At 68.5% G+C, this 24,973-nt stretch carries 23 protein-coding genes and 2 pseudogenes; 14 read left to right on the forward strand and 11 right to left on the reverse strand.

All coding sequences use genetic code 11. The annotated features are described in order from the left end of the window. Positions 1-26 precede the first annotated feature (26 nt). Together NFT33_RS06320 and NFT33_RS06325 are read left to right on the forward strand one after the other, a co-directional pair. Positions 27-701 carry a hypothetical protein gene (locus NFT33_RS06320; RefSeq protein WP_220784558.1) on the forward strand — a complete coding sequence of 225 codons (675 nt, stop codon included), beginning with the start codon at positions 27-29 and terminating at the stop codon, positions 699-701. After that, complete coding sequence (locus tag NFT33_RS06325; RefSeq protein WP_220784557.1) at positions 694-1,371, forward strand: RES family NAD+ phosphorylase; 678 nt, start codon at positions 694-696, stop codon at positions 1,369-1,371. The genes NFT33_RS06320 and NFT33_RS06325 overlap by 8 nt, the downstream gene beginning before the upstream one ends. 21 nt (positions 1,372-1,392) lie before the next feature. On the opposite strand, the gene NFT33_RS06330 is transcribed toward NFT33_RS06325, so the two are convergent. The 6 genes from NFT33_RS06330 to NFT33_RS06355 form a co-directional block, all read right to left on the reverse strand. Beyond that, entirely contained in the window at positions 1,393-2,196 is an 804-nt protein-coding gene (locus NFT33_RS06330; protein ID WP_251673968.1) for a M48 family metallopeptidase, read from the reverse strand. Next, positions 2,193-2,945, reverse strand: coding sequence for a lysophospholipid acyltransferase family protein (locus NFT33_RS06335; RefSeq protein WP_251673970.1), 753 nt, complete (start codon positions 2,943-2,945; stop codon positions 2,193-2,195). The genes NFT33_RS06330 and NFT33_RS06335 overlap by 4 nt, the downstream gene beginning before the upstream one ends. A 57-nt stretch (positions 2,946-3,002) precedes the next feature. Beyond that, positions 3,003-3,608 carry a D-glycero-beta-D-manno-heptose 1,7-bisphosphate 7-phosphatase gene (gene gmhB / locus NFT33_RS06340; protein ID WP_251673972.1) on the reverse strand — a complete coding sequence of 202 codons (606 nt, stop codon included), beginning with the start codon at positions 3,606-3,608 and terminating at the stop codon, positions 3,003-3,005. Between the two features lie 24 nt (positions 3,609-3,632). Further along, positions 3,633-5,774, reverse strand: coding sequence for a glycine--tRNA ligase subunit beta (gene glyS / locus NFT33_RS06345; RefSeq protein WP_251673974.1), 2,142 nt, complete (start codon positions 5,772-5,774; stop codon positions 3,633-3,635). 3 nt (positions 5,775-5,777) lie between these two features. Continuing rightward, complete coding sequence (glyQ, locus tag NFT33_RS06350; protein ID WP_149504736.1) at positions 5,778-6,749, reverse strand: glycine--tRNA ligase subunit alpha; 972 nt, start codon at positions 6,747-6,749, stop codon at positions 5,778-5,780. Positions 6,750-6,993: 244 nt separating this feature from the next. Further along, positions 6,994-7,704 carry a nucleotidyltransferase family protein gene (locus tag NFT33_RS06355; protein ID WP_259373204.1) on the reverse strand — a complete coding sequence of 237 codons (711 nt, stop codon included), beginning with the start codon at positions 7,702-7,704 and terminating at the stop codon, positions 6,994-6,996. Between the two features lie 1,037 nt (positions 7,705-8,741). On the opposite strand from NFT33_RS06355, the gene NFT33_RS06360 reads away from it, so the two are divergent. From NFT33_RS06360 to NFT33_RS06380, 5 genes and pseudogenes are all read left to right on the forward strand, one after another. After that, positions 8,742-9,029, forward strand: coding sequence for a hypothetical protein (locus NFT33_RS06360; protein WP_251673976.1), 288 nt, complete (start codon positions 8,742-8,744; stop codon positions 9,027-9,029). 135 nt (positions 9,030-9,164) lie between these two features. After that, positions 9,165-9,335 (forward strand): annotated as a pseudogene (locus NFT33_RS06365) (transposase family protein); the annotation flags it as partial. 12 nt (positions 9,336-9,347) lie between these two features. Next, positions 9,348-9,953 (forward strand): annotated as a pseudogene (locus NFT33_RS06370) (transposase); the annotation flags it as partial. A 262-nt stretch (positions 9,954-10,215) separates the two neighbouring features. Beyond that, positions 10,216-10,764: an antitoxin Xre/MbcA/ParS toxin-binding domain-containing protein gene (locus tag NFT33_RS06375; protein ID WP_251673978.1), complete on the forward strand. Its 549-nt coding sequence runs from the start codon at positions 10,216-10,218 to the stop codon at positions 10,762-10,764. Beyond that, entirely contained in the window at positions 10,761-11,234 is a 474-nt protein-coding gene (locus NFT33_RS06380) for an RES family NAD+ phosphorylase (RefSeq protein WP_149504731.1), read from the forward strand. The genes NFT33_RS06375 and NFT33_RS06380 overlap by 4 nt, the downstream gene beginning before the upstream one ends. 31 nt (positions 11,235-11,265) lie before the next feature. On the opposite strand, the gene NFT33_RS06385 is transcribed toward NFT33_RS06380, so the two are convergent. Then, positions 11,266-11,853, reverse strand: a complete 588-nt coding sequence (locus NFT33_RS06385; protein WP_251673980.1) for a hemerythrin domain-containing protein — start codon at positions 11,851-11,853, stop codon at positions 11,266-11,268. 220 nt (positions 11,854-12,073) lie between these two features. Between NFT33_RS06385 and tkt the strand changes: the two genes are divergently transcribed. Beyond that, positions 12,074-14,131 carry a transketolase gene (tkt, locus tag NFT33_RS06390; RefSeq protein ID WP_251673982.1) on the forward strand — a complete coding sequence of 686 codons (2,058 nt, stop codon included), beginning with the start codon at positions 12,074-12,076 and terminating at the stop codon, positions 14,129-14,131. A gap of 78 nt (positions 14,132-14,209) precedes the next feature. Next, positions 14,210-15,211: a type I glyceraldehyde-3-phosphate dehydrogenase gene (gene gap, locus NFT33_RS06395; RefSeq protein ID WP_037476934.1), complete on the forward strand. Its 1,002-nt coding sequence runs from the start codon at positions 14,210-14,212 to the stop codon at positions 15,209-15,211. Between the two features lie 94 nt (positions 15,212-15,305). On the opposite strand, the gene NFT33_RS06400 is transcribed toward gap, so the two are convergent. The 3 genes from NFT33_RS06400 to NFT33_RS06410 are packed head-to-tail and all read right to left on the reverse strand — an operon-like array spanning position 15,306 to position 17,445. Further along, complete coding sequence (locus tag NFT33_RS06400; RefSeq protein ID WP_251673984.1) at positions 15,306-16,127, reverse strand: hypothetical protein; 822 nt, start codon at positions 16,125-16,127, stop codon at positions 15,306-15,308. Continuing rightward, positions 16,121-16,930, reverse strand: coding sequence for a biotin--[acetyl-CoA-carboxylase] ligase (locus tag NFT33_RS06405; RefSeq protein WP_251673986.1), 810 nt, complete (start codon positions 16,928-16,930; stop codon positions 16,121-16,123). Before NFT33_RS06405 ends, NFT33_RS06400 begins: the two co-directional genes overlap by 7 nt. Before the next feature lie 44 nt (positions 16,931-16,974). Continuing rightward, positions 16,975-17,445, reverse strand: coding sequence for an SET domain-containing protein (locus NFT33_RS06410; RefSeq protein WP_251673989.1), 471 nt, complete (start codon positions 17,443-17,445; stop codon positions 16,975-16,977). A 177-nt stretch (positions 17,446-17,622) separates the two neighbouring features. Between NFT33_RS06410 and NFT33_RS06415 the strand changes: the two genes are divergently transcribed. Both NFT33_RS06415 and NFT33_RS06420 read left to right on the forward strand, forming a co-directional pair. Beyond that, a complete protein-coding gene (locus tag NFT33_RS06415) occupies positions 17,623-20,250 on the forward strand; it encodes a DNA topoisomerase III (RefSeq protein ID WP_251673991.1) in 2,628 nt (875 codons plus the stop codon). Between the two features lie 144 nt (positions 20,251-20,394). Continuing rightward, positions 20,395-21,417, forward strand: coding sequence for an AEC family transporter (locus tag NFT33_RS06420; protein WP_251673993.1), 1,023 nt, complete (start codon positions 20,395-20,397; stop codon positions 21,415-21,417). Here NFT33_RS06420 and NFT33_RS06425 read toward each other — a convergent pair. Next, entirely contained in the window at positions 21,395-21,916 is a 522-nt protein-coding gene (locus NFT33_RS06425) for a PIN domain-containing protein (protein ID WP_220784542.1), read from the reverse strand. The two genes, NFT33_RS06420 and NFT33_RS06425, sit on opposite strands and share 23 nt — an antisense overlap. 192 nt (positions 21,917-22,108) lie before the next feature. Between NFT33_RS06425 and NFT33_RS06430 the strand changes: the two genes are divergently transcribed. From NFT33_RS06430 to NFT33_RS06440, 3 genes are all read left to right on the forward strand, one after another. Beyond that, positions 22,109-22,771: a YbaK/EbsC family protein gene (locus NFT33_RS06430; RefSeq protein WP_251673995.1), complete on the forward strand. Its 663-nt coding sequence runs from the start codon at positions 22,109-22,111 to the stop codon at positions 22,769-22,771. A gap of 197 nt (positions 22,772-22,968) precedes the next feature. Next, on the forward strand, positions 22,969-24,660 hold the full coding sequence (locus tag NFT33_RS06435) for an MFS transporter (RefSeq protein ID WP_251673998.1): 1,692 nt from the start codon (positions 22,969-22,971) through the stop codon (positions 24,658-24,660). A 129-nt stretch (positions 24,661-24,789) separates the two neighbouring features. Continuing rightward, complete coding sequence (locus NFT33_RS06440; RefSeq protein WP_220784539.1) at positions 24,790-24,969, forward strand: hypothetical protein; 180 nt, start codon at positions 24,790-24,792, stop codon at positions 24,967-24,969. Positions 24,970-24,973 lie beyond the last annotated feature (4 nt).

A 24,973-nucleotide genomic window follows, 5' to 3' on the forward strand; every position in this document is an offset into this window, starting at 1 on the left:
CGATAACCCTGAAAAGGAGTGCAGCCATGGGCATCGTTGCAGGCCATCCGGACGTCTCGACCTGGGGAGGTACCCCGACGGAAATGCAGGCGCGTCTGGGGCAGTCGCATGCCGAGCGCGCGCTCGTGCTCACGTTCGACCGCATCGCGCCCCATGTCTTCCAGACCCTGGCGGAGAACTTCGCCAATGTGGCGTCCTCCATGTACGAGGTGCTGCAGGACCGTCAGGACCCGGCGTCGCTGGAGAGGCTGGCTGAGGTCCTGGTGCCCCGGACGCCGCCGCCGGCCCGTCTGCTCAAGGAAGCGGCGATGCTGGTGCGCGCGCGCAAGGCCGTGCTCGACAGCGGCGACTGGCTGACGGCGGCCGATCTGGCGCAGCTGGCCGGGCTGAGCACCCGCAACGCCAGCGCGCAGCCCAACAAGTGGAAGAAGCAGGGACAGATCTTCGCCATCCATCACGGCGGGGTCGACTACTTTCCCGGCTACGGGCTGGACCGCGACACCGGTTTCCGACCGATGAAGGCGCTGGCCCGCATCATCGAGGTCTTCGCAGGACGCAAGGACGGCTGGGGCATGGCCTACTGGTTCCTTTCCGACAACAGCTTCCTGGGCGGCCGGCGCCCTCAGGATCTGCTGGCCTGCGCGCCGGAGCAGGTGATCGAGGCGGCCAGGGACGAGGTCCGAGAGATCGCCCATGGCTGAGCCGGAGCGCGGTGCCCGGCGGCCGGACGACGAGGTGCCCCTGCCGCCGCACCGGCTGCAGGTGACGCTCATGACGCTCGCCCAGGGCGTGGTGCTCCATCGGGTGCATCTGCATCGGTATCGGGCGGATCAGTTCAATCCGGGCGTGAGCGGCAATGCCCGCTTCAGCCCGATCCAGGACGAGCACGGACAGCCGATTCCCACGCTGTACGGCGGCACGACGATGGCGTGCGCCCTGATGGAGACGGTGTTCCACGACGTGCCGCACACCGCCGGCTTCAAGACCTTCGACAAGGCCCGGCTGGGCGGGCAGATGCACTCCGTGCTCCAGATCGCCCAGCCGCTGGCGCTGGTCGATCTGGCGAGCGTGCCGCTGCGCAAGCTGGGCGTGACGCGCAGGCAGCTCATCGATACCGAGAAGGATCGATACCCGGCCACGCGCCAGTGGGCGCAGGCGATCCACCGGCAATGCCCGCAGGCCCAGGGCCTGTGCTGGATCTCGAGGCAGGACGACACCGCGCGCGCGGTCGTCCTGTTCGGCGACCGCATTCCCGCGGAAGCGCTGCGCCCGGGGGGCGGATCGCGCAGTCTGCTCGACGATGGCGAGGCCTGCGATGCGGTGCTCGATCTGGCGGATCGCATCGGTGTCCATGTCGTGCCGGGCCATTGAGCCCCGCCGGGCGCGGCTCCCTCAATCGAACACCGGCACCACCCCATCCTTGAGCTGGCGCCGGCGCTGCTCGTAGTCGGGCATCGCCGCCTGCACGATGGCCCAGAAGGCCGGGCCGTGGTTCATCTCGCGCAGGTGGGCCAGCTCGTGCACGACGACATAGTCGATCGTCTCGACGGGAAAGTGGATCAGGCGCCAGTTCAGGCGGATCGAGCCATCGCTGCTGGCGCTGCCCCAGCGGGTGCGCGCCGAACTCAGGCGCAGCTGCCGGATCTGCACGCCCATCGCGCCGGCGTGCAGCGCGATGCGGGCCTCGAACAGCGCGCGTGCCTGGCGCTGCAGCCAGCGCTGCACCGCGGCGCGCAGCGCCTCGGGCGCGGTGTCGGCCGGCAGCGCCAGCAGCAGCGTAGCGGGTTCCTGGGTCAGCGGGCGTGCGGCCTGCAGCAGCGTGCGCGAGAGCTGCGGCGCCAGCCGGATGCGCAGCGGCGCGCCCAGCCACGGCAGCTCGGTGCCGTCGCGCCAGTCGACGCGTGCGTCCTGGTGCGCCTGGTGGCGCCGGCCCTGCGCGGCGAGCTGGCGCAGGATCCAGGCGCTCTTGTGCCGCAGCGCAGCATCGATCTGCGCCTGCCCGACCCAGCGCGGCACGCTGACCGTCAGCCCGGCCGGACCGACGACGAAGCCGATGGTGCGCCGGCTGGCACGGCGCAGCCGGTAGCCCAGGCGGAGGCCGCCGAGCTCGATCTCGCGGTGCATGCCCTCGGGGCGCAGCAGCGCCTCGCAGCCGGCCAGTGCCGCGGTGTCGGGCGCGGCGGCCGGCGCGCTCATGCGGCGGGCGGGTAGGCCTCGGGATCGAGGCGGCGCATCTCGGACTCGATCCAGGCCTCGACTTCCTTCATCAGCTCGTCGGGCCGACGGCCCTGCGGCGCGATCGGCCGGCCGATGGAGATGTCGATCGTGCCCGGGCGCAGCAGGAAGCTCTTGCGCGGCCAGCAGCGTGCCGAGGTCACCGCGATCGGCACGATCGGCACACCCGCGGCGATCGCCAGCCGCGACGCGCCGGTCTTGTATTCGCCCTGGCTGCCGCGCTCAGTGCGGGTGCCCTCGGGGAACATGATGATCCAGTTGCCCTGCTGCATGATGCGCGTGCCCTGCTCGGCCACCTTGCGCCAGGCCTCGGAGCGGCGGCCGCGGTCGATGTGCACCATGTCGAGCCGGCCGATCGCCCAGCCGAAGAAGGGAATCATCAGCAGCTCGCGCTTGAACACATAGGCCAGCGGATGCGGCATGACCGACGGGAAGGCGAAGGTCTCCCAGGTCGACTGGTGCTTCGGCGCCAGGATGACCGCGGCGCTGCCGTCGGCGGCGGTGGGCACGTTCTCCAGGCCCTGGATGCGCCACTTCACGCCGCAGATCCATTTCGCGCCGTGGATCGCGGTCTTCAGCCAGCCCGCGCAGATCCAGTACAGCGGCGTGCTGCGCATGAACGGCGAGATGACGACGACAAACAGGCTCCACGGGATGATCGTGATCAGAAGCCACAGGAAATACAGGACGGAGCGCGGATAGGCGAGCATGCGGGGCGCAGAGCGGGTGCGGGGTCGTGAACGAAGGGGCGGATGCGGGTGTGCCGGTCAGGCGCGGCGACCGTCGGCCGCGCGGCGGCCCTCGGCGGCCAGCAGCGCGTCGACGAAGGCGGCCAGATCGGCATGCACCGTCAGGCCCGGCACCTTCTCGCGCATCGCCTGCACGCCGGCCTCGTCGAGCGAGGCGGCCTTGCCGGTGCGCACCAGATGCGGCGTGCAGCCGACCGTGCTGGCCGCCTGCAGGTCGCGCAGCGTGTCGCCGACCGCCGGCACGCCCGTCATGTCGATGCCGAAGCGCAGGCCGATGTCCTCGAACAGGCCCGGGCGCGGCTTGCGGCAGCGGCAGTCGTCCTCGGGCGCGTGCGGGCAGAAGAAGACCGCATCGACCCGCCCGCCCAGCGGCGTCAGCAGCGCGTTCATCTTCGCGTGCATCTCGTTGAGCGTGTACGCGTCGAACAGGCCGCGGCCCAGGCCCGACTGGTTGGTGGCGACCACCACATGCCAGCCGGCCTGGTAGAGCCGGGCGATCGCGGCGAGCGCACCCGGCAGCGGCACCCACTCGTCGGCCGACTTGACATAGTCGTCGCGGTCCTCGTTGATGGTGCCGTCGCGGTCGAGAACGACCAGCTTGATCGGGTTGCTGCGCTCGCCCATGGTCTGTGCTCCCGGCGTGCGCGGTCAGGCCGCCAGGCGCGACAGGTCGGCGACGCGGTTCATCGCCTCATGCAGCGTCTTGAGCAGGCCCAGGCGGTTGGCGCGCAGCTGGGCGTCCTCGGCGTTGACCATCACGTCGTCGAAGAAGGCGTCGACCGGCGTCTTCAGTGCGGCCAGCGCCTTCAGGCTGCCGGCATGGTCGCCCTGCTCGAAAAGGCGGTCGGCCTCGGGCTGCACCGTGCCCAGGGCCTCGAACAGCGCCTGCTCGGCGGCTTCCTGCAGCAGCGCGGTGTTCACCTTCGCCTCCACCTCGCCCTCGGCCTTCTTCAGGATGTTGCCGATGCGCTTGTTGGCCGCGGCCAGCGAGGCGGCCTCGGGCAGGCCGGCGAAGGCGCGCACCGCCGCCAGACGGCGCGGCACCTCGCCCAGGCGGGTGGGCGCGAGCGCCAGCACCGCGTCGACTTCCTGCGCGCTGTAGCCCTGCTCGCGCAGGGAGACGGCCAGGCGGTCGGCGAAGAAGGGCAGCAGCTTCGGGGTCGGATCCTCGATCAGGCCGCCGAAGACCGGCGCGGCCGAGCGCAGCAGCTCGGGCAGGTCCAGCGGCAGGTTCTTCTCGACCAGGATGCGGATCACGCCCAGCGCATGGCGGCGCAGCGCGAACGGATCCTTGTCGCCGGTGGGCAGCTGGCCGATGCCGAACAGGCCCACCAGCGTCTCCAGCTTGTCGGCCAGCGCGACGACCGTGCCGGTGTGGTTGCGCGGCAGGGCATCGCCGGCGAAGCGCGGCTTGTAGTGGTCTTCGATCGCGATGGCCACGCCGTCGCGCAGGCCCTCGAAGCGGGCGTAGTAGCCGCCCATGATGCCCTGCAGCTCGGGGAACTCGCCGACCATGTCGGTCAGCAGGTCGGTCTTGGCCAGCAGCGCGGCCTGGTCGGCCTTGTGCGCCAGCATCTGCAGCTCGTCATGCGACTGCACCGAGGCGGCCTGGTGCTCGCCGAGCTGGCGCACGATCAGGTGGGTCAGCGCGCGCACGCGCTCGGTGCGCTCGCCCTGCGTGCCGAGCCTGCCGTGGTAGACCACCTTGGCCAGACCGGCCACGCGCGACTCCAGCGTCTTCTTGCGGTCCTGGTCGAAGAAGAACTTGGCGTCGGCCAGGCGCGGGCGCACCACGCGCTCGTTGCCGCCGATCACCGCGCTCGGGTCTTCCGGGCGGATGTTCGAGACGATCAGGAACTTGTTGGTCAGCTTGCCCTGGGCGTCCAGCAGCGGGAAGTACTTCTGGTTGGCCTTCATCGTCAGGATGAGGCATTCCTGCGGCACTTCCAGGAACTCCGGCTCGAACTGGCAGGTGAGCACGTTCGGGCGCTCGACCAGCGCGCAGACCTCGTCGAGCAGCGCCTCGTCGTCGATGGGCTTGAGGCCTTGCCGAGCGGCGGCGGCGGCGAGCTGGCGCACGATCTCGGCGCGGCGGGCGTCGAAGCCGGGAATCACCGCGCCTTCGCCGACGAGCTGGTCGGCGTAGCTGTCGGCGTCACGCAGCGTGACCGTCGGGTTGGCGGCCTCGAAGCGGTGGCCGGTGGTGGTGCGGCCGGCCACGAGGCCGAGGGTGGCCACCGGCACCACGTCGGCGCCGTGCAGCGCGACCAGCCCGTGCGCCGGGCGCACGAAGTTCACCGAGGTCCAGCCGTCGGCGAGCTGGTAGCTCATGACCTTCGGGATCGGCAGCCTGGCCAGGGCCTCGTCCAGGGCCTTCTGCAGGCCTTCCTGCAGCGAGGCGCCGGCGACGACCGAGTCCAGGAACAGCGCTTCGGCCTTGCCGTCGGGCTGGCGCTTCAGGCTCGGCACGACCGAGGCGTCGGCGCCGACCGAGGCCAGCTTCTTCAGCAGCGCCGGCGTGGGCTGGCCGTCGGCGGTCAGCGCCACGGCGACCGGCATCAGCTTCTGCTGCACCGCCTTGTCGGCTGCCCTTGCGGCCACGCCGGTGACATGCACCGCCAGGCGGCGCGGCGAGGCGAAGGGCGTGACAGCGGCGTCCGCCGCGGCCAGGCCGCTGGCCTTCAGCGAGGCGGCCAGCGTCGAGGCGAAGGATTCGCCCAGCTTCTTCAGCGCCTTCGGCGGCAGTTCCTCGACGAAGAGTTCGACGAGCAGGTTCTTTGGGGTGCTCATGGTTCAGTCAGCCTTCTTCGAGTCGTTCTTGGCGGCCTTCTCGGCCTTTTCGGCGTTCTTGGCGGCTTCGGCGTCCAGCTTGGCGATCACCTCGTCGGCCCAGGCCTTCGGGGCCATCGGGAAGCCCAGGCGCTTGCGGCTGTCGAGGTAGGCGGCGGCCACGCTGCGCGCCAGGTTGCGGATGCGGCCGATGTAGGCGGCGCGCTCGGTCACGCTGATCGCGCCCCGGGCGTCGAGCAGGTTGAAGGTGTGCGCGGCCTTGAGCACCTGCTCGTAGGCCGGCAGCGCCAGCTGCTTCTCGATCAGGTGCTGCGCGTTGCCCTCGTGCGCGGTGAAGGCGGTCAGCAGGAACTCGACGTTGCTGTGCTCGAAGTTGTAGGTCGACTGCTCCACCTCGTTCTGGTGGTAGACGTCGCCGTAGCTCAGGCCTTCGGAGAACTTCAGGTCGTAGACGTTCTCCACGCCCTGCAGGTACATCGCCAGCCGCTCCAGGCCGTAGGTGATCTCGCCGGTGGCGGGCTTGCAGTCGATGCCGCCGACCTGCTGGAAGTAGGTGAACTGCGTCACCTCCATGCCGTTGAGCCAGACCTCCCAGCCCAGGCCCCAGGCGCCCAGCGTCGGGTTCTCCCAGTCGTCCTCGACGAAGCGGATGTCGTTCTTCTTCAGGTCGAAGCCCAGCGCCTCCAGCGAGCCCAGGTACAGCTCCAGGATGTTGGCCGGCGCCGGCTTCAGGACCACCTGGTACTGGTAGTAGTGCTGCAGGCGGTTCGGGTTCTCGCCGTAGCGGCCGTCCTTGGGGCGGCGGCTGGGCTGCACGTAGGCGGCCTTCCACGGCTCGGGGCCGAGGGCGCGCAGGAAGGTCGCGGTGTGGCTGGTGCCGGCGCCGACCTCCATGTCGTAGGGCTGCAGCAGCGCGCAGCCCTGGGCGTCCCAGTATTCCTGAAGGCGGAGAATGATTTGCTGGAAGGTCAGCATGGCAAGGGCGGGCTCGGACGAATGGGGCGGGAGGCCGCAGGCCGCGCGAATCGCACGCTCGGCCCGCGATGAGGATCACGGATTCTAGTGTCGCGCCATGACGCACCCCCCGCCCCGTCATGCCCGCGCAGGCGGGCACCCACGATGGGCACGACGCGGTGGCAGGCGTGGGTCCTCGCCTTCGCGAGGATGACGGTGGTGGGCGGCGAGGGTGCCGACGGCGGGCGCGATCGTCGACGGCGCGTCAGGCGGCCGGTGCGCTGTCGCCCTGAAGCGCGGCGAGCTGCGCCGGCGTGCCGACGTTCTCCCAGCGTCCCGGCCAGGTCTCCAGCGAGATGCGGCCCGCCGCCACGCCGTCGATCAGCAGCCGGCCGAGCGCGGCGCGCCGGCCCTTGGGCAGCCCCGCGCAGACGCTCGGGCGCATCAGCGCGAGGTTGGCGTAGGTGGCGCGGCCGCCCTCGTGGTCGAAGTCGCCGCCGGGGTGATAGGGCGGGTTGGGCACGACCCACAGGTGCGCGTCATGGCCGCTGTCGACGAAGCGCGCCACCGCCTCCGGCGCGAAGCGGAACTCCGGCGCCCAGATGTCGCCCGAGACCACCCAGAAGGCCTCGCGGCCGTCCTCGCAGAGCCAGTCCTGCACGGTGGCGATGCCGCCGCCCGTCTCCAGCGCGCCGCCGAAGTCGCGGCCCTCGTGCGACCAGCGGATCGACAGCCCGAAGCGGCTGCCGTCGCCCAGCACCTCGGGGAAGCGCTCTTCCAGCCAGGCGGTGTTGATCACCACCTCGCGCACGCCGCCGGCGGCCAGCGCAAGCAGATGCCACTCGATCAGCGGCCGGCCGAAGACCGGCAGCAGCGGCTTCGGGGTGGTGTCGGTCAGCGGGCGCATGCGCTCGCCGCGGCCCGCGGCGAGCACGATCGCGCGCGGGGGCAGGGTGGGGCGTTGGGGGGTGTTCACGAGGGTGCAGTGTATTCAGCGTGCGCGGGCGGTGGTTCGCCGCGTGCCGGCAGGGCGTGGTTCGTGATATTTGTCACGGTCTGTGGGGCATGTCGCCCGTAGACGGTAAATATGGCAGTCGATATGCTGGTCGCCATTGCAACGACGGCGTCAACGGCAAACCCCGCTGCAGGGTTTGGGGTCGGTTTTTACGGGGGGGGGGGGGCATGTAAGATATTGAAAAAGTCCTTGCGCGACAACAGCTTGTGTGCGGCAGGGGCGCAGGTGAAGGCCTGCAAGTGGCGGTTATTCCTGCAGGGCGTGCGGTCTAAATTACGTTAGCGCTGGCTTGGTCACTGCTGACACAACAGGCTTGGAGGTACAGGTACACATTGAAGTGAACGTCGTAGTCTCGTTTGGGTTGGAAGTCTTCGCTTCTGTCTTTAGCTTTATTGCAATCGGTCTGGAGGTGTTTATGAATAACTCAATCGCTTTCTTTACTTCGGTAATGGCATGTGTTTGGTGCGGAATTGCGTTCCTGCGGAGTCTCTGGTGAGAGAAAATTCCAACCCAAACGAGAGATTAGCGTTCATGAATTTGTGCTGCTTGCCAAGAGAGAACGTAGGAGGTTCGATTCCTCCTCTCCGCACCAATTCTATGGCGTGCATGTGCAATGCGCTAACACGTCATTCCAGCGGACCTTCAAAAGCTTCGCTTTTGCCGCCCGCTGAATTTCAACGTTAGAAGCTTAAATTTTCTCAACTACGCAAAAGGAATAAAAATGCCTTACTACACTATCGCGGCTACTGCCTACGACAAAGATGGTCGAATTTTGAATTCCAACACTCATAAGATTGAAACATCAAATCAAAGCGATGCGATCGAAATTGCGAAAAGCAGGCAACGAACCAGCGTCAATACCGTAAAAGTCGAGGCTCGAGTCATTCGTGTAAGCGATAGAAATTAATTTGGTAAATTTCTGGCCATCTTTTATAATTTATGGCTCCAGCGGAGTTAGATGCCTGCAGGGCTTCAGCGTTCGAATTTGGGAAATAAGCATGAATATTTTGTTTTACGATAGCGCTCGCAATTTTCTTGAAAAAATGATTCAAGAAAATCCATCAAATTCCGAGCTTGTGAAGGCATACTCAAGCTTGATGAGTAAATTTGCTGATATTGAGATGAAATATTACGAACACAATACTGACTACAATAAAAATCACGACAAGAACCAGGCGGAATTGGCAAAAAATTTTCAGTCAGCACAAGCTGAGATTACCAAGAAACAGATCGACAAAGGTGTCTCTCCCGTCGCTTATGGTCAACTGTCGGGTCCCGCCCGTTAATAAACTCGCTTGACGAACAAATCGGGCCGGCGAGTGCGCCACTGCTTGAGTGCCTGAACGGGCAGGGACGTTCACTGCTAACACTGACCTGCGGCAAACTGCGCGGCTGATCGAAGCAGATGGAACGGGACGACGATGTCATGGCTGAAACAAAGCCTGGCGCAGGTGAGTGATCCGCGCCGAGCGCAGGGCAAGCGCTACGACCTGCCGCACGTGTTGCTGTACAGCGTGCTGGCGGTGGCGTCCGGGGCGACGTCGTATCGCAAGATCGAGCAGTTCCTGCAGGCGCACTGGCAGTCTCTCAACGAGGCGTTCGGCAGTCGCCGGGTCGTGGGCTTCGAGGTCCATGACAGCGACAGTGCCGACCACGCCGTGGCGCTGCTCAAGCGGGCGGCGCTGGCTGAAGGGCTGCACGGGCGCCCTCCCGAGCAACGGCCCGTGCTCCACGGCGACAACGGCGACAACGGCGCCACGCTCAAGGCGACCACCGTGCTGGCCATGCTGCACTGGCTCAAGATCCGCCCGTCGTACTCCCGGCCCCGAGTGAGCGACGACAACGCCTTTGTCGAGAGCCTGTTCCGCACGGCCAAGTACCGCCCGGAGTTCCCGGCCAGCGGCGGATTCAAGGATCTGCAGGCGGCGCGGCAGTGGGCCAGCGCATTCGTGCATTGGTACAACCACGATCACCGCCACAGCGGCATCCGCTTTGTGAGCCCGGCGCAGCGCCATGCGGGGCAGGACCGGGAGATCCTGGCCGCGCGCGATGCGCTGTACCGCCAAGCCCGTCAGGCGAACCCGAAACGCTGGTCGGGCAAGACCCGCGACTGGTCGCCGATCGGGGCCGTCACGCTCAATCCCCAGCGGGAAGGCGTGGCCGCGGCGCTCGATGCCGCGGCAGCCGAAATAAGCAGAGTCGCGGTATGACTCACGCGGCAACTACCTTGACATGCTCCGCCGGTCAGCGGGTCGCGGTTCTCGGCGAAGGCGGCGTCGAGCGTGCGCCAGTCGGCCTCGCCGCGCACCTGCTGCACCACCGACGCCCAACCACCTCCGCTGTGGTGGCAATTCCGACTGCGTGTCCCATACGAATCAAGAACTTGCATCGGTTTGTGTCAAACTCAGGTCGCGCATACAATCATTTGGTATGAGAATTTTTCTCAATTGATGGCCAACAGGAGCAGCGATCATGGCACTCGCGACCGGCAAGCGGACCACCAGCAAGGGCACCCGGACCATTGCGGCAACGGCGCTCGGTCAGGCCGACGGTGCTGCGCTGGCCTACAACCGCAGCCAGGGCATCGATGCCTACCTCAAGCAGGTGCATGAGGCGACGCCGATGCAGATGGTCGAGATGGAGCGGGCGGGCGTTGCGGGCGCCTTCATCACGGACCTCTCCAAGCGCATGGAGCTGCCCTCCTCGAGGGTGTTTTCCATGCTGCGCATTCCCCCCGCGACGGCCGCGCGCAAGTCGGTGGCTGGCGGTGTCGTGGACGGCCGTGCCGGCCTGGCCGCGATCGGCATGATCAAGCTGCTGCGCATCGCCCAGGACATCGTGCACGACAGCACCGCCGCGGAGGCCAGCAACTTCGACACGGTGAAGTGGCTGGGCCAGTGGATCGAGCGCCCTCAGCCTGCCCTGGGCGGGCGCAAGCCGGCGGATTATCTGGACACGCCCACGGGGGTGGAGATCGTTGCGCAGCTGCTGGGGGCGATGCGCAGCGGAGCCTATCTGTGAAGCTCTGGCGCATCGCGGCCGAGACGCGCAGCTATCCGGCAGACAGCCTGAGCGGCGGGGGGGCGGCTGTGTCGCCCGGGCGCTGGAACGAACAGAAACAGGCCGTGGTCTACAGCGCACCAACCATTGCGATCGCCGTTCTGGAGACGGCCGCACACATCGATGATGCCGGCCTGCCGCTGAATCGCTTTCTGGTCGAGATCGACGTGCCCGACGAGGTCTGGGCGCTGCGTGAGGAGGTCAAGCCGGCAGCGCTGCCTCCTGCCTGGTCGGCCATTCCGGCGGGCCGGGCCAGCGTCCAGTTCGGGGCAGACTGGTTGACCTCGCTGCGAACGCCCATCCTGCTGGTGCCGTCGGTCATCGTTCCCGAGGAGCCCGCTGCGCTCATCAATCCCTTGCACCCGATGTCGTGCAAGATCACTGCAAAGGTGGTCCGGCCCTTCGAGTACAACAAGCTGTTTCGCGCCTAGGGACGGTCTCCCGTAGACCCCGTTCGCGCCCTCACGCCTCCCCCAACCCGATCGGCGCCGGCGCGGTGCGTACGATGCGGCTGAAGAGCTGCTCGTATTCGTGCGATGGCGGGTGGCCGGTCAGCGGGTCGCGGTTCTCGGCGAAGGCGGCGTCGAGCGTGCGCCAGTCGGCCTCGCCGAGCACCTGCTGGGCCAGCGGCAGCACCATCTCTTCCTCCAGGCGCATGTGCGCGGCGTAGAAGTCGAGATAGCGGTCGAGCGCGGTCTCGAAGTCGATGCGGCGGCTCTCGCCGATCATTTCCCAGGCCAGCAGCGCGCGCTCGAGATCGCGGATGGCGCGCTCGCCGGCGCCGTGGTCGCGGTCGAGGCGGTCGAGGATGTCGGCGGCCGTGTCGCTGTGCTGGCGGATCAGCGGGAACAGCAGCTCGCTCTCCTTGCGGTGGTGCAGCCGCTCGGGAAATTCGTCGATGTAGAACAGCATCGCGCGGATCACGTCGAAGCGCGGCGCCGTGCCCTGCTCGCGCTGGCGGCGCAGCATCAGGCGCAGCGAGTCGAGCATCGCGCGCAGCGCCTGGTGTTCGTCACGGATGATGCGGATCGAGGCGGGGGTGGTGGTCATGCGGGTGTCTCCTGGCGTCGGGATGCCCGCGAGATTCGCAGGCTCGGGCCGCGAGCCCTTGACCGGGGTCAATCCGCGTTGACGTCGCCGGCACCGCCCGGGCACGATGCACGCCCGCGATGTCCGTGCCTGCGAAGCGGACGTCAGGGAGCCCGTTCGCGCCGGGCCGTAAAATCGCGGATTCCTCCCCTCGATCCCTCCTCCACAGCAGATCGCGCCCATGGCCGCCACCACCGTTTCTCTCCCCACCTCGATGGCCAACGCCATCCGCGCACTGGCCATGGACGCCGTGCAGCAGGCCAACTCCGGCCACCCCGGCGCCCCGATGGGCATGGCCGACATCGCGGTCGCGCTGTGGAAGCGTCACCTCAAGCACAACCCGGCCGATCCGATGTGGCTGGACCGCGACCGCTTCGTGCTGTCGAACGGCCACGGCTCGATGCTGATCTACGCGCTGCTGCACCTGACCGGCTACGCGCTGTCGATGGACGATCTGCGCGCCTTCCGCCAGATGCACAGCAAGACCCCGGGCCACCCGGAAGTCGGCATCACCCCGGGCGTGGAGACCACCACCGGCCCGCTGGGCCAGGGCATCACCAATGCCGTGGGCATGGCGCTGGCCGAGAAGCTGCTGGCGTCGGAGTTCAACCGCGAAGGTCACGTCATCGTCGACCACCGCACCTACGCCTTCCTGGGCGACGGCTGCCTGATGGAGGGCATCAGCCACGAGGCGGTCGCGCTGGCCGGCGCCTGGAAGCTGAACAAGCTGATTGCGCTGTACGACGACAACGGCATCTCGATCGACGGCCAGGTCGCGCCCTGGTTCATCGACAACACCCCGCAGCGCTTCGCCGCCTGCGGCTGGAACGTCATCGGCCCGGTCGACGGCCATGACATCGACGCGGTCGACGCCGCGATCGCCCAGGCCAAGCAAAGCGCCGACAAGCCGACGCTGATCGTCTGCAAGACCCACATCGGCAAGGGCTCGCCGAACCGCGCCAACACCTCGAAGGCCCACGGCGAGCCGCTGGGCGCCGCCGAGATCGCGCTGACCCGCGAGGCCATCGGCTGGTCGGCCGAGCCGTTCACCATTCCCGCCGACGTCGCCGCCGCCTGGGACTGCCGCGAGGCCGGCGCCGCCGCCCAGGCCGAGTGGGAAGACCGCTACTCGCTGTACGTGCGCGACTTCCCCGCGCTGGCCGTCGAGTTCGAGCGCCGCATGGCCGGCGACCTGCCGGACAACTTCGCCGACATCTCGGTCGAGGCGGTCGCCGCCGCGCACGAGAAGGCCGAGACGGTCGCCAGCCGCAAGGCCAGCCAGATCGCGCTGGAGCACTTCACCGCGAAGCTGCCCGAGCTGCTGGGCGGCTCGGCCGACCTGACCGGCTCGAACCTGACCAACACCAAGTCGACGCCCAACCTGCGCTTCGACGAGACCGGCGCGGTCGTGAAGAACGAGGCCGGCGTCGGTGGCCGCCACATCAACTACGGCGTGCGCGAGTTCGGCATGGCCGCGATCATGAACGGCATCGCGCTGCACGGCGGCTTCATCCCCTACGGCGGCACCTTCCTGACCTTCAGCGACTACAGCCGCAACGCCATCCGCATGGCCGCGCTGATGAAGCAGCGCGTGGTCCATGTCTTCACCCACGACTCGATCGGTCTGGGCGAGGACGGCCCGACCCACCAGTCGGTCGAGCACGCCGCCTCGCTGCGCCTGATCCCGGGCCTGGACGTCTGGCGCCCGGCCGACACCTGCGAGACCGCGGTGGCGTGGACGATGGCGCTGGCCAACCGCAACCGCCCCAGCGCGCTGCTGCTGAGCCGCCAGAACCTGCCCTACGCCGCCAAGACCGGCGCCGACGAGATCACCAAGGGCGCCTACGTGCTGTCCCACCCGTCGGACATCGGCTTCAAGAAGAAGGACGACAAGGCCCCGGCCGCCGTCATCGTCGCCACCGGCTCGGAAGTGCAGCTGGCGGTGGCCGCCCAGGCCGAGCTGGCCAAGGACGGCATCGCGGTGCGCGTGGTCTCGATGCCCTCGACCACCGTCTTCGATCGCCAGAGCGTCAAGTACAAGTCCGAGGTGCTGCCCGCGGGCGTGCCGCGCATCGCGGTCGAGGCCGGCGTGACCGACTTCTGGTGGAAGTACGGCTGCGCGGCGGTGATCGGCATCGACACCTACGGCGAGTCGGCCCCGGCCGGCGTGCTGTTCCAGCACTTCGGCTTCACGACGGACAACGTCGTGGCCACCGTGCGGAAAGTCCTCGGCAAGTGACGCTTTCGGGCTGACACTCGATCGATTTGCCCGAATTTTCCAGGCTAGTTCCGGTTTTTCTTACCCAGGAGTCCTTCCATGACCATCAAGATCGGTATCAACGGTTTTGGCCGCATCGGCCGCATGGTGTTCCGCGCTGCGGTGCAGAACTTCGCCAACGACATCGAGATCGTCGGCATCAACGACCTGCTGGAGCCGGACTACCTGGCGTACATGCTCAAGTACGACTCGGTGCACGGCCGCTTCAAGGGTGACGTCGCCGTCGAGGGCAACACCCTGGTCGTCAACGGCAAGCCGATCCGCCTGACCGCGGTGAAGAACCCGGCCGAGCTGAAGTGGGACGAAGTCGGCGCCGACATCGTCATCGAGTCGACCGGCCTGTTCCTGACCAAGGAAACCGCCGAGGCCCACCTGAAGGCCGGCGCGAAGAAGGTCATCCTGTCGGCCCCGTCGAAGGACGACACCCCGATGTTCGTCTACGGCGTCAACCACGAGACCTACGCCGGCCAGGCGATCATCTCGAACGCCTCGTGCACCACCAACTGCCTGGCGCCGGTCGCCAAGGTGCTGAACGACAGCTTCGGCATCAAGCGCGGCCTGATGACCACCGTGCACGCCGCCACCGCGACCCAGAAGACCGTCGACGGCCCGTCCAACAAGGACTGGCGCGGCGGCCGCGGCATCCTCGAGAACATCATCCCGTCGTCGACCGGTGCCGCCAAGGCCGTCGGCGTCGTGCTGCCGGTGCTCAAGGGCAAGCTGACGGGCATGGCCTTCCGCGTGCCGACCTCGGACGTGTCGGTCGTCGACCTGACCGTCGAGCTGGACAAGGAAGCCTCCTACGCCGACATCTGCGCCGCGATGAAGGCCGCGTCGGAAGGCGCGATGAAGGGCGTGCTGGGCTACACGGAAGACAAGGTCGTCGCGACCGACTTCCGCGGCGAGAGCTGCACCTCGGTGTTCGACGCCGAAGCCGGCATCGCGCTGGACAAGACCTTCGTGAAGGTCGTGTCCTGGTACGACAACGAGTGGGGCTACTCGAACAAGTGCCTGGAAATGGCGCGCGTCATCGCCGGCTGATCGCCGGGCGCGGCGGCGATCCGCTGCCGCTGCGGATGAACGAAGGGCTCCCTCGGGAGCCCTTTTTCTTTCTTGTCCAGCGTTGCCGGCGGTGTCAGCGCCCGCAGGGCTCGAAGGCGTTGCCGCTCAGGCGCGGCTTGAGCGCGGCCAGCCGGGCGCGCATGGCCGGGTCGGCCTTCGGGATGCGCACGGTGTGGCTGACGGCGGGCCGCACCAGCGGCACCACCCGCACATAGCGGATCTTCTGCGAGGTCAGGCGGGTCTGCAGCGCGCGGGCATCGGCCTCGACGCCGTAGCGGCCGAAGACGAAGCCGGGAATGTATTCGTCGGGCAGGTCGCGCGCCTCCTCGAAGGCGATCTCGAGCTGGCGCAGCTGGTCGGCGCGGCGCGCCATGATCTCGCGGCTCTTGTACGGGCCGACATAGACCATCCAGGTGCCGGCCTTCTCGCGGCTGGTTAGCGTCCAGCTGCTGTCATCGAGCACCCGGCGCAGCGCGACCTGGGCGGTGCGCCATTCGGCGGCATTGAAGGGGCCGGCCTCCAGGCAGACGGTCGGTACCGGCGCGGCCGGCGGCGGGGTGAGCGCGGCGGCGCTGGCTTCGGCAGGCGGTGCGGCAGCCGCGGCAACCGTCGAGGCGGCGGATGACGCGGCAGCTGTGGCGGTTGCGGCCGTGGCCGATGCGGCCGATGCCGCGCCGTGCGCTGCGGACGCGGCGCTGGCGGCTTCCGGCGCGGCGGAGGCCGCCAGCTCGGTGCGCAGGATCTCCAGCCGCTCCGGCGCGATCTGCGCGGCCAGGCGCTGCGGCTCGCGATCGCTGTCGTGCGGCACGCCGGTCAGGCCGTCGAGCGCGCCCTGCGACCAGGCCCAGAAGCCGATGTTGGCCGCCAGCAGCATCACCACCAGCGGTCTCAGCATGGCCGCACGCTCGCTTCGCCGCTGTGGACCACCTGCAGCCGGCCGGCCTCGTCGCGCAGCAGCAGCGCGCCGTCATGGGCGATGCCGCTGGCGATGCCGGCCAGCTCGCCGACCTGCACCCGGCGCCCGGCCAGCACGTCGCGCGTGGCGAAGCGCGCCAGCGCGGCCGCGCCGCCCTGCACGCCGAAGTCCAGCACCGCGCGCAGCAGCGGCGCGGCGACGCGGTGCAGCGCCGCCGGTGCGTCCAGCGTCGGGTCGATCTCCTGCAGCCCGGCGTGGCCGGTGCGGAACAGCGCCGGGTCGGCGGTGCCGGCCGGCAGCGGTGCGATGTTCAGGCCGATGCCGATCACCAGCCAGCGCTCCTGCGCGCTGAGCGCATCGGCCAGCGGCGCGACCTCGATCAGCAGGCCGCCGAGCTTGCGGTCCTGGCCGCGCAGCCACAGGTCGTTGGGCCATTTCAGGCCGAGATGCTCGCCCGCCGGATCCAGCGCCTCGGCCAGCGTCAGGCCGACCACCAGCGACAGCCCGCTCCAGTCGGCCGGCGCCAGCCGCAGGCCCAGCGAGAAGGTCAGCGCGCTGCCGGGCGCCGCATCCGACCACCAGGAGCGGCCGAGCCGGCCGCGCCCGGCGGTCTGGCGCTCGGCCAGCAGCAGGCAGGGCTCGGTGAGTCCCCGGCGGCTGCGCTCGAGCAGCGCGGTGCTGGTCGAGCCGGTCTCCGGCAGGATCTCGACGCTCAGCCCCGGTGCCAGTGGCTCCAGCGTCTGCCACAGCGTTTCGGGGTCCCAGTGCAGCGGTCGGTTCATGAGGATGTCGGGGGGATCGGGGGCAAGCAGCTCAGCGCCCGGTTTCAGCGCTTCGGGCCGAGCATCGTACCGCGGCACTTCGGCGATCCGCAGTGGCAGGCGTAGGCTTTCTTCAGTTTCGGGGTGTGGCGGCCATCGATCACGAGCCGGTAGTCGAAGGACAGCTCCTCGCCGGCGGCGATGTCGCGCAGCGCGCGGATGAAGATGCGCCCGGCCTGCTCCTCGCTCTCGCAGTTGGGCTCGCAGGCATGGTTGATCCAGCGCGCGGAGTTGCCGCGCACGCCGCCGTCGATGACCCGACCGTCCTCGAGGTGGAAGTAGAAGGTATGGTTCGGGTCGGACGGATCGCGCGGGTGGCGCCGCAGGGCCTCGTCCCAGTCGATCACCTCGCCGGCGTATTCCAGGATGATCTCGCCCTGCGCGATCGCCACTTCGGCGAAGACGCCGCGGCCGTGCACGCCGGAGCGGCGCACCTGGATGCGCCGGCGCGGGCGCGCTGGGGCCGGTTCTTTCATCGACGGCATGGCGGCGCGAGTTCTGGTTAGATTGGATGTGTGGGCGCGTGCGGGTGTGCGCATGTGCATGCGGATGCGTGCATGCGTGCGCGTATAGCGCCGATTGTATGAAGCAGCCTGACGGGGAGTCGGTCGGGGCTGCAGGTTTCGACAGGTTTCGATCAGCATCAACTCATCATGAGCAAGTCACTCGTCATCGCCGAGAAGCCGTCGGTCGCGCAGGACATCGTGCGCGCGCTGACACCCGTGTATGGCAAGTTCGAGAAGCACGACGACCATTTCGAGAACGACCAGTTCGTCGTGACCTCGGCCGTCGGCCACCTCGTCGAGATCAAGGCGCCGGAGGAGTTCGACGTCAAGCGTGGCAAGTGGAGCTTCGCGCACCTGCCGGTGCTGCCGCCGCACTTCGAGCTGGCGCCGATCGACAAGACCAGGAGCCGCCTGAGCGCGGTGGTCAAGCTGGTCAAGCGCAAGGATGTGACCGCGCTGATCAACGCCTGCGACGCGGGCCGCGAGGGCGAGCTGATCTTCCGGCTGATCGAGCAGTACGCGCTGGGCGCCAAGGTCGGCAGCAAGCCGGTGAGCCGGCTGTGGCTGCAGAGCATGACGCCGCAGGCCATCCGCGACGGCTTCCAGAAGCTGCGCTCGGACGCCGACATGCGCGGCCTGGCGGACGCGGCGCGCAGCCGCTCCGAGGCCGACTGGCTGGTGGGCATCAACGGCACCCGCGCGATGACCGCGTTCAACTCGCGCGACGGCGGCTTCTTCCTGACCACCGTCGGGCGGGTGCAGACGCCGACGCTCTCCATCATGGTCGAGCGCGAGGAGAAGATCCGCAAGCATGTCGCGCGCGACTACTGGGAAGTGCGCGCGGAGTTCGGTGCCGAGGCCGGTGTCTACGAGGGCAAGTGGTTCGATCCGAAGTTCAGGAAGGACGACGATGCCGAGCGCCGCGCCGACCGCCTGTGGACGCAGGCCGAGGCCGAGGCCATCGCGCAGGCGGTGCGCTCGCGCAGCGGCACGGTGCGCGAGGAGGCCAAGCCCAGCACGCAGGCCAGCCCGCTGCTCTATGACCTGACGACGCTGCAGCGCGAGGCCAACTCGCGCTTCGGCTTCTCGGCCAAGACCACGCTGTCGATCGCGCAGGCGCTCTACGAGAAGCACAAGGTGCTGACCTACCCGCGGACCGACGCGCGCGCGCTGCCCGAGGACTATGTGAGCGTGGCGAAGCAGACGCTGGAGATGATCGCCGCCGAGTCGATGCCGGGGCCGCTGCAGGAGCTGTCGCGCCACGCCGGCAAGGCGCTGAGCGCCGGCTATGTCAAGCCGACGAAGCGCATCTTCGACAACAGCAAGATCTCGGACCACTTCGCGATCATCCCGACGCTGCAGGCCCCGAAGGCGCTGACCGAGATCGAGGCCAAGCTCTACGACCTGGTGGTCAAGCGCTTCATCGCGGTGTTCTATCCGTCGGCCGAGTTCATGGTCACCACCCGGGTGACGCAGGTCGAGGCGGCCGGCCAGACGCACCATTTCCAGACCAACGGCAAGGTGCTGGTCAATCCGGGCTGGATGGCGGTCTACGGCAAGGAAGCCGCCGGCGAGGACGCCAATCTGGTCGCGGTGCGTCCGGGCGAGACGGTGGTGGCCGAGGAGGTCAGCCTGTCGGCGCTGCGCACCAAGCCGCCGGCGCGCTACAACGAATCGACGCTGCTGAGCGCGATGGAAGGCGCCGGCAAGCTGATCGACGACGAGGAGCTCAAGGCCGCGATGCAGGAGAAGGGCCTGGGCACGCCGGCCACCCGCGCGGCCATCATCGAAGGCCTGATCACCGAGAAGTACCTGCTGCGCGACGGCCGCGACCTGGTGCCGACCGCCAAGGCCTTCCAGCTGATGACGCTGCTGCGCGGCCTGGCGGTGGAGGACCTGACCAAGCCTGAGCTGACCGGCCAGTGGGAGCAGCAGCTCGCGCAGATGGAGAAGGGGCAGCTCAGCCGCGAGCAGTTCATGCACGCCATCGCCGACATGGCGCGGCGCATCGTCGTCAAGGCCAAGGAATACGACCGCGACACCATTCCGGGCGACTACGCGACGCTGGCCGCGCCCTGCCCGAACTGCGGCGGCGTGATCAAGGAGAACTACCGCCGCTTCGCCTGCACCGGCCACGGCCACGGCCAGGGTGCCGCCGCCGAGGGCCATGAGGCGGGCTGCGGCTTCTCGATCGGCAAGATTCCCGGCGGGCGCAGCTTCGAGCTGCACGAGGCCGAGACCTTCCTGCGCGAGCACCACATCGGCCCGCTCGAGGGCTTCCGCTCCAAGGCCGGCTGGCCCTTCACCGCCGAGCTGAAGCTGGTCAACGACGACACCGTGCCCGGCCGCTGGAAGCTGGAGTTCGACTTCGGCGACGACGCGCGCAAGGAGGCCGAGGAGGCGGCCGAGCCGGTCGACCTGTCCGGCCAGCCCTCGCTGGGCGCCTGCCCGAAGTGCGGCAGCCCGGTGCACGAGCACGGCAGCAACTATGTCTGCGAGCGCTCGGTCGGCACCGCCGCGACCTGCGACTTCAAGACCGGCAAGGTCATCCTGCAGCAGACCATCGAGCCGGCGCAGGTGACGAAGCTGCTGGCCACCGGCAAGACCGACCTGCTCGAGGGCTTCATCTCGAACAAGACCCGCCGCGCCTTCAAGGCCTTCCTGACCTACGACCGCAAGGAGGGCAAGGTGGTGTTCGAGTTCGAGCCGCGCGCGGCCAAGTTCCCGGCGAAGAAGGCGGCGGGCAAGGTGGCGGCGAAGAAGACGCCGGCCTAGTGTTCCCGACGATCCACGGTCGTCTTTCGCCACCGTCATCCTCGCGAAGGCGAGGACCCACGCCTGCCGCCGCCTTCTGCTCATCGTGGGTGCCCGCCTTCGCGGGCATGACGGGGAGGGGGCCGGCATGACGGGGGCGCGGGCATGACGCTCGATCTCTTCCTGCGGCTGCTGGCGCTGTTCATCGTCGGCGGCATCGGCTTCGGCGCGGCCCGCGCCGGGCTGACCGGCGGCGCCGTCGGCCTGCGCGCGCTGTCCAATCTCGCCTTCCTGGTCTTCGTGCCGGCGCTGCTGTTCCGCTCGATGGCGAAGGTGGATCTGGCGCATCTGCCGTGGACGCTGCTGCTGGCCTTCTTCGCGCCGCTGCTGCTCTGGAGCCTGCTGGTGCGGCTGGGCGTCGCCCGGCGCGACCGCGATGATGCGCGCGCCTTGCAGGACGGCCCGGCCGCGTCGGCGGTCAGCGCGGTGACCGCCAGCTTCGGCAACACGGTGCAGGTCGGCCTGCCGTTTGCCGCGGCGATGTTCGGCGAGGCCGGGCTGCAGCTGCACATCGCCATCGTCAGCCTGCACGCGCTGGTGCTGCTGAGCGCGCAGACGGTGCTGGCCGAGATCGCGCTGGCGCGGGCCGCAGCGCGGGCGGCCGGCGCGACCCGGCCGCCGCTCGGCGCGATGCTGCTGACCATCCTGCGCCAGTCGCTGATCCATCCGGTCACGCTGCCGGTGCTCGCCGGCCTGGGCTGGAACGCGCTGGGCCTGCCGCTGCCGCGGCTGCTCGACGAGGTCAGCGGCATGCTGGCGCAGGCGGGCGTGCCGCTGTGCCTGGCGCTGATCGGGGTGTCGCTGGCGCAGTACGGCCTGGGCGAGCGCTGGCGCCGCTCGGCCGCGATCGCGGCGATGAAGCTGCTGCTGCTGCCGGCGCTGGTGGCGGCCTCGGCGGTGCTGGTGTTCCGGCTCGACGGGCTGGCGCTGTCGGTGCTGGTGCTGGCGGCCGCGCTGCCGACCGGCAGCAACGCGATGCTGTTCGCGCAGCGCTATCAGGTCCGCGAGGCCGAGGCCAGCACGGTGATCGTGCTGTCGACCGCCGGCTTCATGCTGAGCGCGCCGCTGTGGCTGACGCTGCTCGACCTGTGGCGCCGCAGCGGCCTCAGCGCAGCGGCTGCGGGTTGATCGGGCTGTCGCGCAGCATCAGCAGGAACGGCTCGAGCGCCATCACCGGAAAGGGCAGGGTGGTGCCGCGCGCGGTCAGCAGCGCCGCATCCGCGCTCACCAGCACATGGGCGCGCCCGGCCAGGGCCAGCTGCACGAACGGCAGCATCAGCGGCTGGCTGGCATCGGGCGGCATCACGCCGGGCGCCCGCACCTTCAGCGCATGGGGCAGGAACTCGCCCAGCAGCGTCTGCTGCTCATGCGGGGTGAAGCCGAACTCCGGCCGGGCCAGGGCCTGCATCAGGTCGATCAGCGTGGCTCGGCACAGCATCGGCCGGCAGTAGCCGTGGCGCCAGGCCCGGCGCAGCCGCGTCGACTGGCTGCCCCCGAAGACCAGGGCCGAGACGATGACCGCGGTGTCGATCACCACCCGGGGCGGACGCGAGCCGTCAGGCTGGACCGTCGGCGGGATCGGGTCGTTCAGGGTCGAGGCGGGATCGCTGACGCGGGTCATCGGCATGTGTGGATGATCACGAGCCGGCAGGATGTGCCTACCCCCCTTGTTCGCGGGGGTACCAGGCCGGCATGCGAAGATTCCCGACTCTTTCCACACTTGCCTGGTGCTCATCGGTTCATGACAACAACAGATCGGATCCCGGCCCCGTCCTTTTCGCCGATCGACCGGCCCGAGCTGTCCGAGCCGGTCCGGCGCGTGGCGGACCAACTCGCGCAGATGGGGCACGCCTGCCCGCCTCGCTGGCTCGACGTGGCCGCCCGCACCGCCCAGGAGGCCGCCGATGCGCTGGGCGTCGAGCTCGGCCAGATCGCCAAGAGCGTGATCTTCCGACGCCGTGCCGACGAGCGCGCGGTGCTGGTGGTGACCTCAGGCGACCGTCGTGTCGACGAGCGCAAGGTGGCCGCCCATGCCGGCCCGATCGGTCGCGCCGATGCGGCCTTCGTCAAGGCGCGCACCGGCTTCTCGATCGGCGGGGTCGCGCCGGTCGCGCACCGGGAGCCGCCGGTGGTGCTGATCGATCGCGAGCTGTTCCGGTTCGACCGGGTCTGGGCGGCCGCGGGCCATCCCAACGCGGTCTTCCCGCTGAGTCCGGCCGATCTGGTCCGGCTGAGCGGCCAGGCCCCGGTGCTCGACGTGGTGGCCGAGGCTGCACCGGCGACGCGCCCCGTCCGTCCGGCCAGTCCCTGCGTCAATCTGTGCCGCATGGACCCGGCCACCGGCTGGTGTGAAGGATGCCGGCGCACCCTCGACGAGATCGCGGCCTGGTCGTCGATGGATGCGGTGCGGCGCGAGGCGGTCTGGCAGCAGCTTCCGGCACGGTCGGGCCTCGGCGCTGGGGTTTTTCCTGACGAAAATTGATCCTGATCATGACTCAGGACTATCCCTAGGGTTCTGGATCAATTCCTACGATTTGTCACATGACGGAATGAAAGGTCCGGGTTGTTCTTGATTCCGTAAGTTTCTGTTGGAATTGAGTCAGGAATCGGTCAGAAGTCACTTCGACAGTGGAGCCGCGCCGTGGTCGCGGCGCCAGTCATGGTTGAGGAGACAAAGACATGTCCAGCATTCCCGCAAACGCCCGGGGCGCCGCACCGCCAATGACCGCCGAGGAAAAGAAGGTCATCTTCGCCTCGTCGCTGGGTACGGTGTTCGAGTGGTACGACTTCTACCTGTACGGCTCGCTCGCGGCGATCATCGCCAAGCAGTTCTTCAGCGGCCTGGATCCGTCCGCCGCCTTCATCTTCGCGCTGCTGGCCTTTGCCGCCGGCTTCATCGTGCGACCGTTCGGCGCGCTGGTCTTCGGCCGGCTCGGCGACATGATCGGGCGCAAGTACACCTTCCTGGTCACGATCCTGATCATGGGTCTGGCCACCTTCATCGTCGGCGTGCTGCCGAACTACGCCTCGATCGGCATTGCCGCACCGATCATCCTGATCGTGCTGCGCATGCTGCAGGGCCTGGCCCTGGGCGGCGAGTACGGCGGTGCCGCCACCTATGTGGCCGAGCACGCGCCGCACGGTCGCCGTGGCGCCTACACCGCCTGGATCCAGACCACCGCGACGCTGGGCCTGTTCCTGTCGCTGATGGTGATCCTGAGCACCCGCACGATCGTGGGCGAGGAAGCCTTCGCCGACTGGGGCTGGCGCGTTCCCTTCATCGTCTCGATCCTGCTGCTGGCCATCTCGGTGTGGATCCGCATGACGATGCACGAGTCGCCCGCCTTCAAGAAGATGAAGGAAGAGGGCAAGACCTCGAAGGCGCCGCTGTCGGAGTCCTTCGGCCAGTGGAAGAACCTGAAGATCGTGATCCTGGCGCTGTTCGGCCTGGTGGCCGGTCAGGCGGTGGTCTGGTATTCGGGCCAGTTCTACGCGCTGTTCTTCCTGACCAGCGTGCTCAAGGTCGACGGCTCCATCGCCAACATGCTGGTGGCGGCCTCGCTGATCATCGGCACGCCGTTCTTCGTCGTCTTCGGCACGCTGTCGGACAAGATCGGCCGCAAGCCGATCATCCTGGCGGGCATGCTGCTGGCGGTCGTCACCTACTTCCCGCTGTTCAAGGCGCTGACCGAAGCGGCCAACCCGGATCTGGCCCGTGCGCAGGCGACCGTGCCGATCGTCGTGAAGGCCGACCCGGCGACCTGCTCCTTCCAGGGCAGCCCGATCGCCCGCGAGGTCGACTTCACCAACGCCTGCGACATCGCCAAGCGCGCGCTGGCACAGAACTCGGCCAGCTACTCGAACGAGGAAGCTCCGGCGGGCTCTGGCGCGGTCATCCGCATCGGTGACAAGGAGATCGTGCCCCCGACCGGCGTGCTGACCGCCGGCGGCCACAAGTTCGACGAGGCCAGCGGCAAGGCGATCGCGCAGTTCAAGAAGGACGTGACCGCCGCGCTGAAGGACGCCGGCTACCCGCCGAAGGCCGACCCGGCCAAGATCGACAAGGTCAAGATCGTCATGATCCTGGCGGTCCTGGTGCTGTACGTGACCATGGTCTACGGCCCGATCGCCGCGATGCTGGTCGAGATGTTCCCGACCCGGATCCGCTACACCTCGATGTCGCTGCCGTATCACATCGGCAACGGCTGGTTCGGCGGTCTGATGCCGACGATCGCCTTCGCGATGGTCGCGCAGAACGGCAACATCTATCACGGTCTGTGGTACCCGATCACGATCGCTGCGGTCACCTTCGTGATCGGCCTGCTGTTCGTGCGCGAGACCAAGGACGTCGACATCTACGCCGGCGACTGAACCCGAGGCCCGGTGGCGCCTTCAGGGCGCCCTGAGCCCAGGCGCCGGGGGCCGCGCAGGCGGTGCCCCGGCGTCTGTCCGCTTCCCCCACACAGCCTGCACTGCACTCGTACTCTGGAGACTTCTCTCATGTGGAAACTGATTCTCGGCTTCATCGTCTTTGCCGCCGCCGCCATGTACATGCTCAGCAAGGGCGGCGACATCGACATGGGCGGCGAGAAGCATGGCGTCGAGAGCCATGACAGCTCGTCGGCCCATGGCGCCAGTGCACCTGCAGCGCCGGCGCCGGCCTCGGCGGCGTCGAACTGAGCCG

This window comes from Sphaerotilus sp. FB-3 (genome assembly GCF_023706025.1).
Taxonomy (GTDB): domain Bacteria; phylum Pseudomonadota; class Gammaproteobacteria; order Burkholderiales; family Burkholderiaceae_C; genus Sphaerotilus; species Sphaerotilus sulfidivorans.

Excerpts from the sequence above, each read along its gene's own strand:
- NFT33_RS06385 (WP_251673980.1), bottom strand. The coding sequence starts at position 11,853 with ATGACCACCACCCCCGCCTCGATCCGCATCATCCGTGACGAACACCAG.
- NFT33_RS06425 (WP_220784542.1), bottom strand. The coding sequence starts at position 21,916 with ATGCCGATGACCCGCGTCAGCGATCCCGCCTCGACCCTGAACGACCCG.
- NFT33_RS06330 (WP_251673968.1), bottom strand. The coding sequence starts at position 2,196 with ATGAGCGCGCCGGCCGCCGCGCCCGACACCGCGGCACTGGCCGGCTGC.
- NFT33_RS06335 (WP_251673970.1), bottom strand. The coding sequence starts at position 2,945 with ATGCTCGCCTATCCGCGCTCCGTCCTGTATTTCCTGTGGCTTCTGATC.
- NFT33_RS06360 (WP_251673976.1), top strand. The coding sequence starts at position 8,742 with ATGAATATTTTGTTTTACGATAGCGCTCGCAATTTTCTTGAAAAAATG.
- NFT33_RS06410 (WP_251673989.1), bottom strand. The coding sequence starts at position 17,445 with ATGAAAGAACCGGCCCCAGCGCGCCCGCGCCGGCGCATCCAGGTGCGC.
- NFT33_RS06320 (WP_220784558.1), top strand. The coding sequence starts at position 27 with ATGGGCATCGTTGCAGGCCATCCGGACGTCTCGACCTGGGGAGGTACC.
- tkt (WP_251673982.1), top strand. The coding sequence starts at position 12,074 with ATGGCCGCCACCACCGTTTCTCTCCCCACCTCGATGGCCAACGCCATC.
- NFT33_RS06415 (WP_251673991.1), top strand. The coding sequence starts at position 17,623 with ATGAGCAAGTCACTCGTCATCGCCGAGAAGCCGTCGGTCGCGCAGGAC.
- NFT33_RS06405 (WP_251673986.1), bottom strand. The coding sequence starts at position 16,930 with ATGAACCGACCGCTGCACTGGGACCCCGAAACGCTGTGGCAGACGCTG.
- NFT33_RS06375 (WP_251673978.1), top strand. The coding sequence starts at position 10,216 with ATGGCACTCGCGACCGGCAAGCGGACCACCAGCAAGGGCACCCGGACC.
- NFT33_RS06440 (WP_220784539.1), top strand. The coding sequence starts at position 24,790 with ATGTGGAAACTGATTCTCGGCTTCATCGTCTTTGCCGCCGCCGCCATG.
- gmhB (WP_251673972.1), bottom strand. The coding sequence starts at position 3,608 with ATGGGCGAGCGCAGCAACCCGATCAAGCTGGTCGTTCTCGACCGCGAC.
- NFT33_RS06435 (WP_251673998.1), top strand. The coding sequence starts at position 22,969 with ATGTCCAGCATTCCCGCAAACGCCCGGGGCGCCGCACCGCCAATGACC.
- gap (WP_037476934.1), top strand. The coding sequence starts at position 14,210 with ATGACCATCAAGATCGGTATCAACGGTTTTGGCCGCATCGGCCGCATG.
- glyQ (WP_149504736.1), bottom strand. The coding sequence starts at position 6,749 with ATGCTGACCTTCCAGCAAATCATTCTCCGCCTTCAGGAATACTGGGAC.
- glyS (WP_251673974.1), bottom strand. The coding sequence starts at position 5,774 with ATGAGCACCCCAAAGAACCTGCTCGTCGAACTCTTCGTCGAGGAACTG.
- NFT33_RS06420 (WP_251673993.1), top strand. The coding sequence starts at position 20,395 with ATGACGCTCGATCTCTTCCTGCGGCTGCTGGCGCTGTTCATCGTCGGC.
- NFT33_RS06400 (WP_251673984.1), bottom strand. The coding sequence starts at position 16,127 with ATGCTGAGACCGCTGGTGGTGATGCTGCTGGCGGCCAACATCGGCTTC.
- NFT33_RS06325 (WP_220784557.1), top strand. The coding sequence starts at position 694 with ATGGCTGAGCCGGAGCGCGGTGCCCGGCGGCCGGACGACGAGGTGCCC.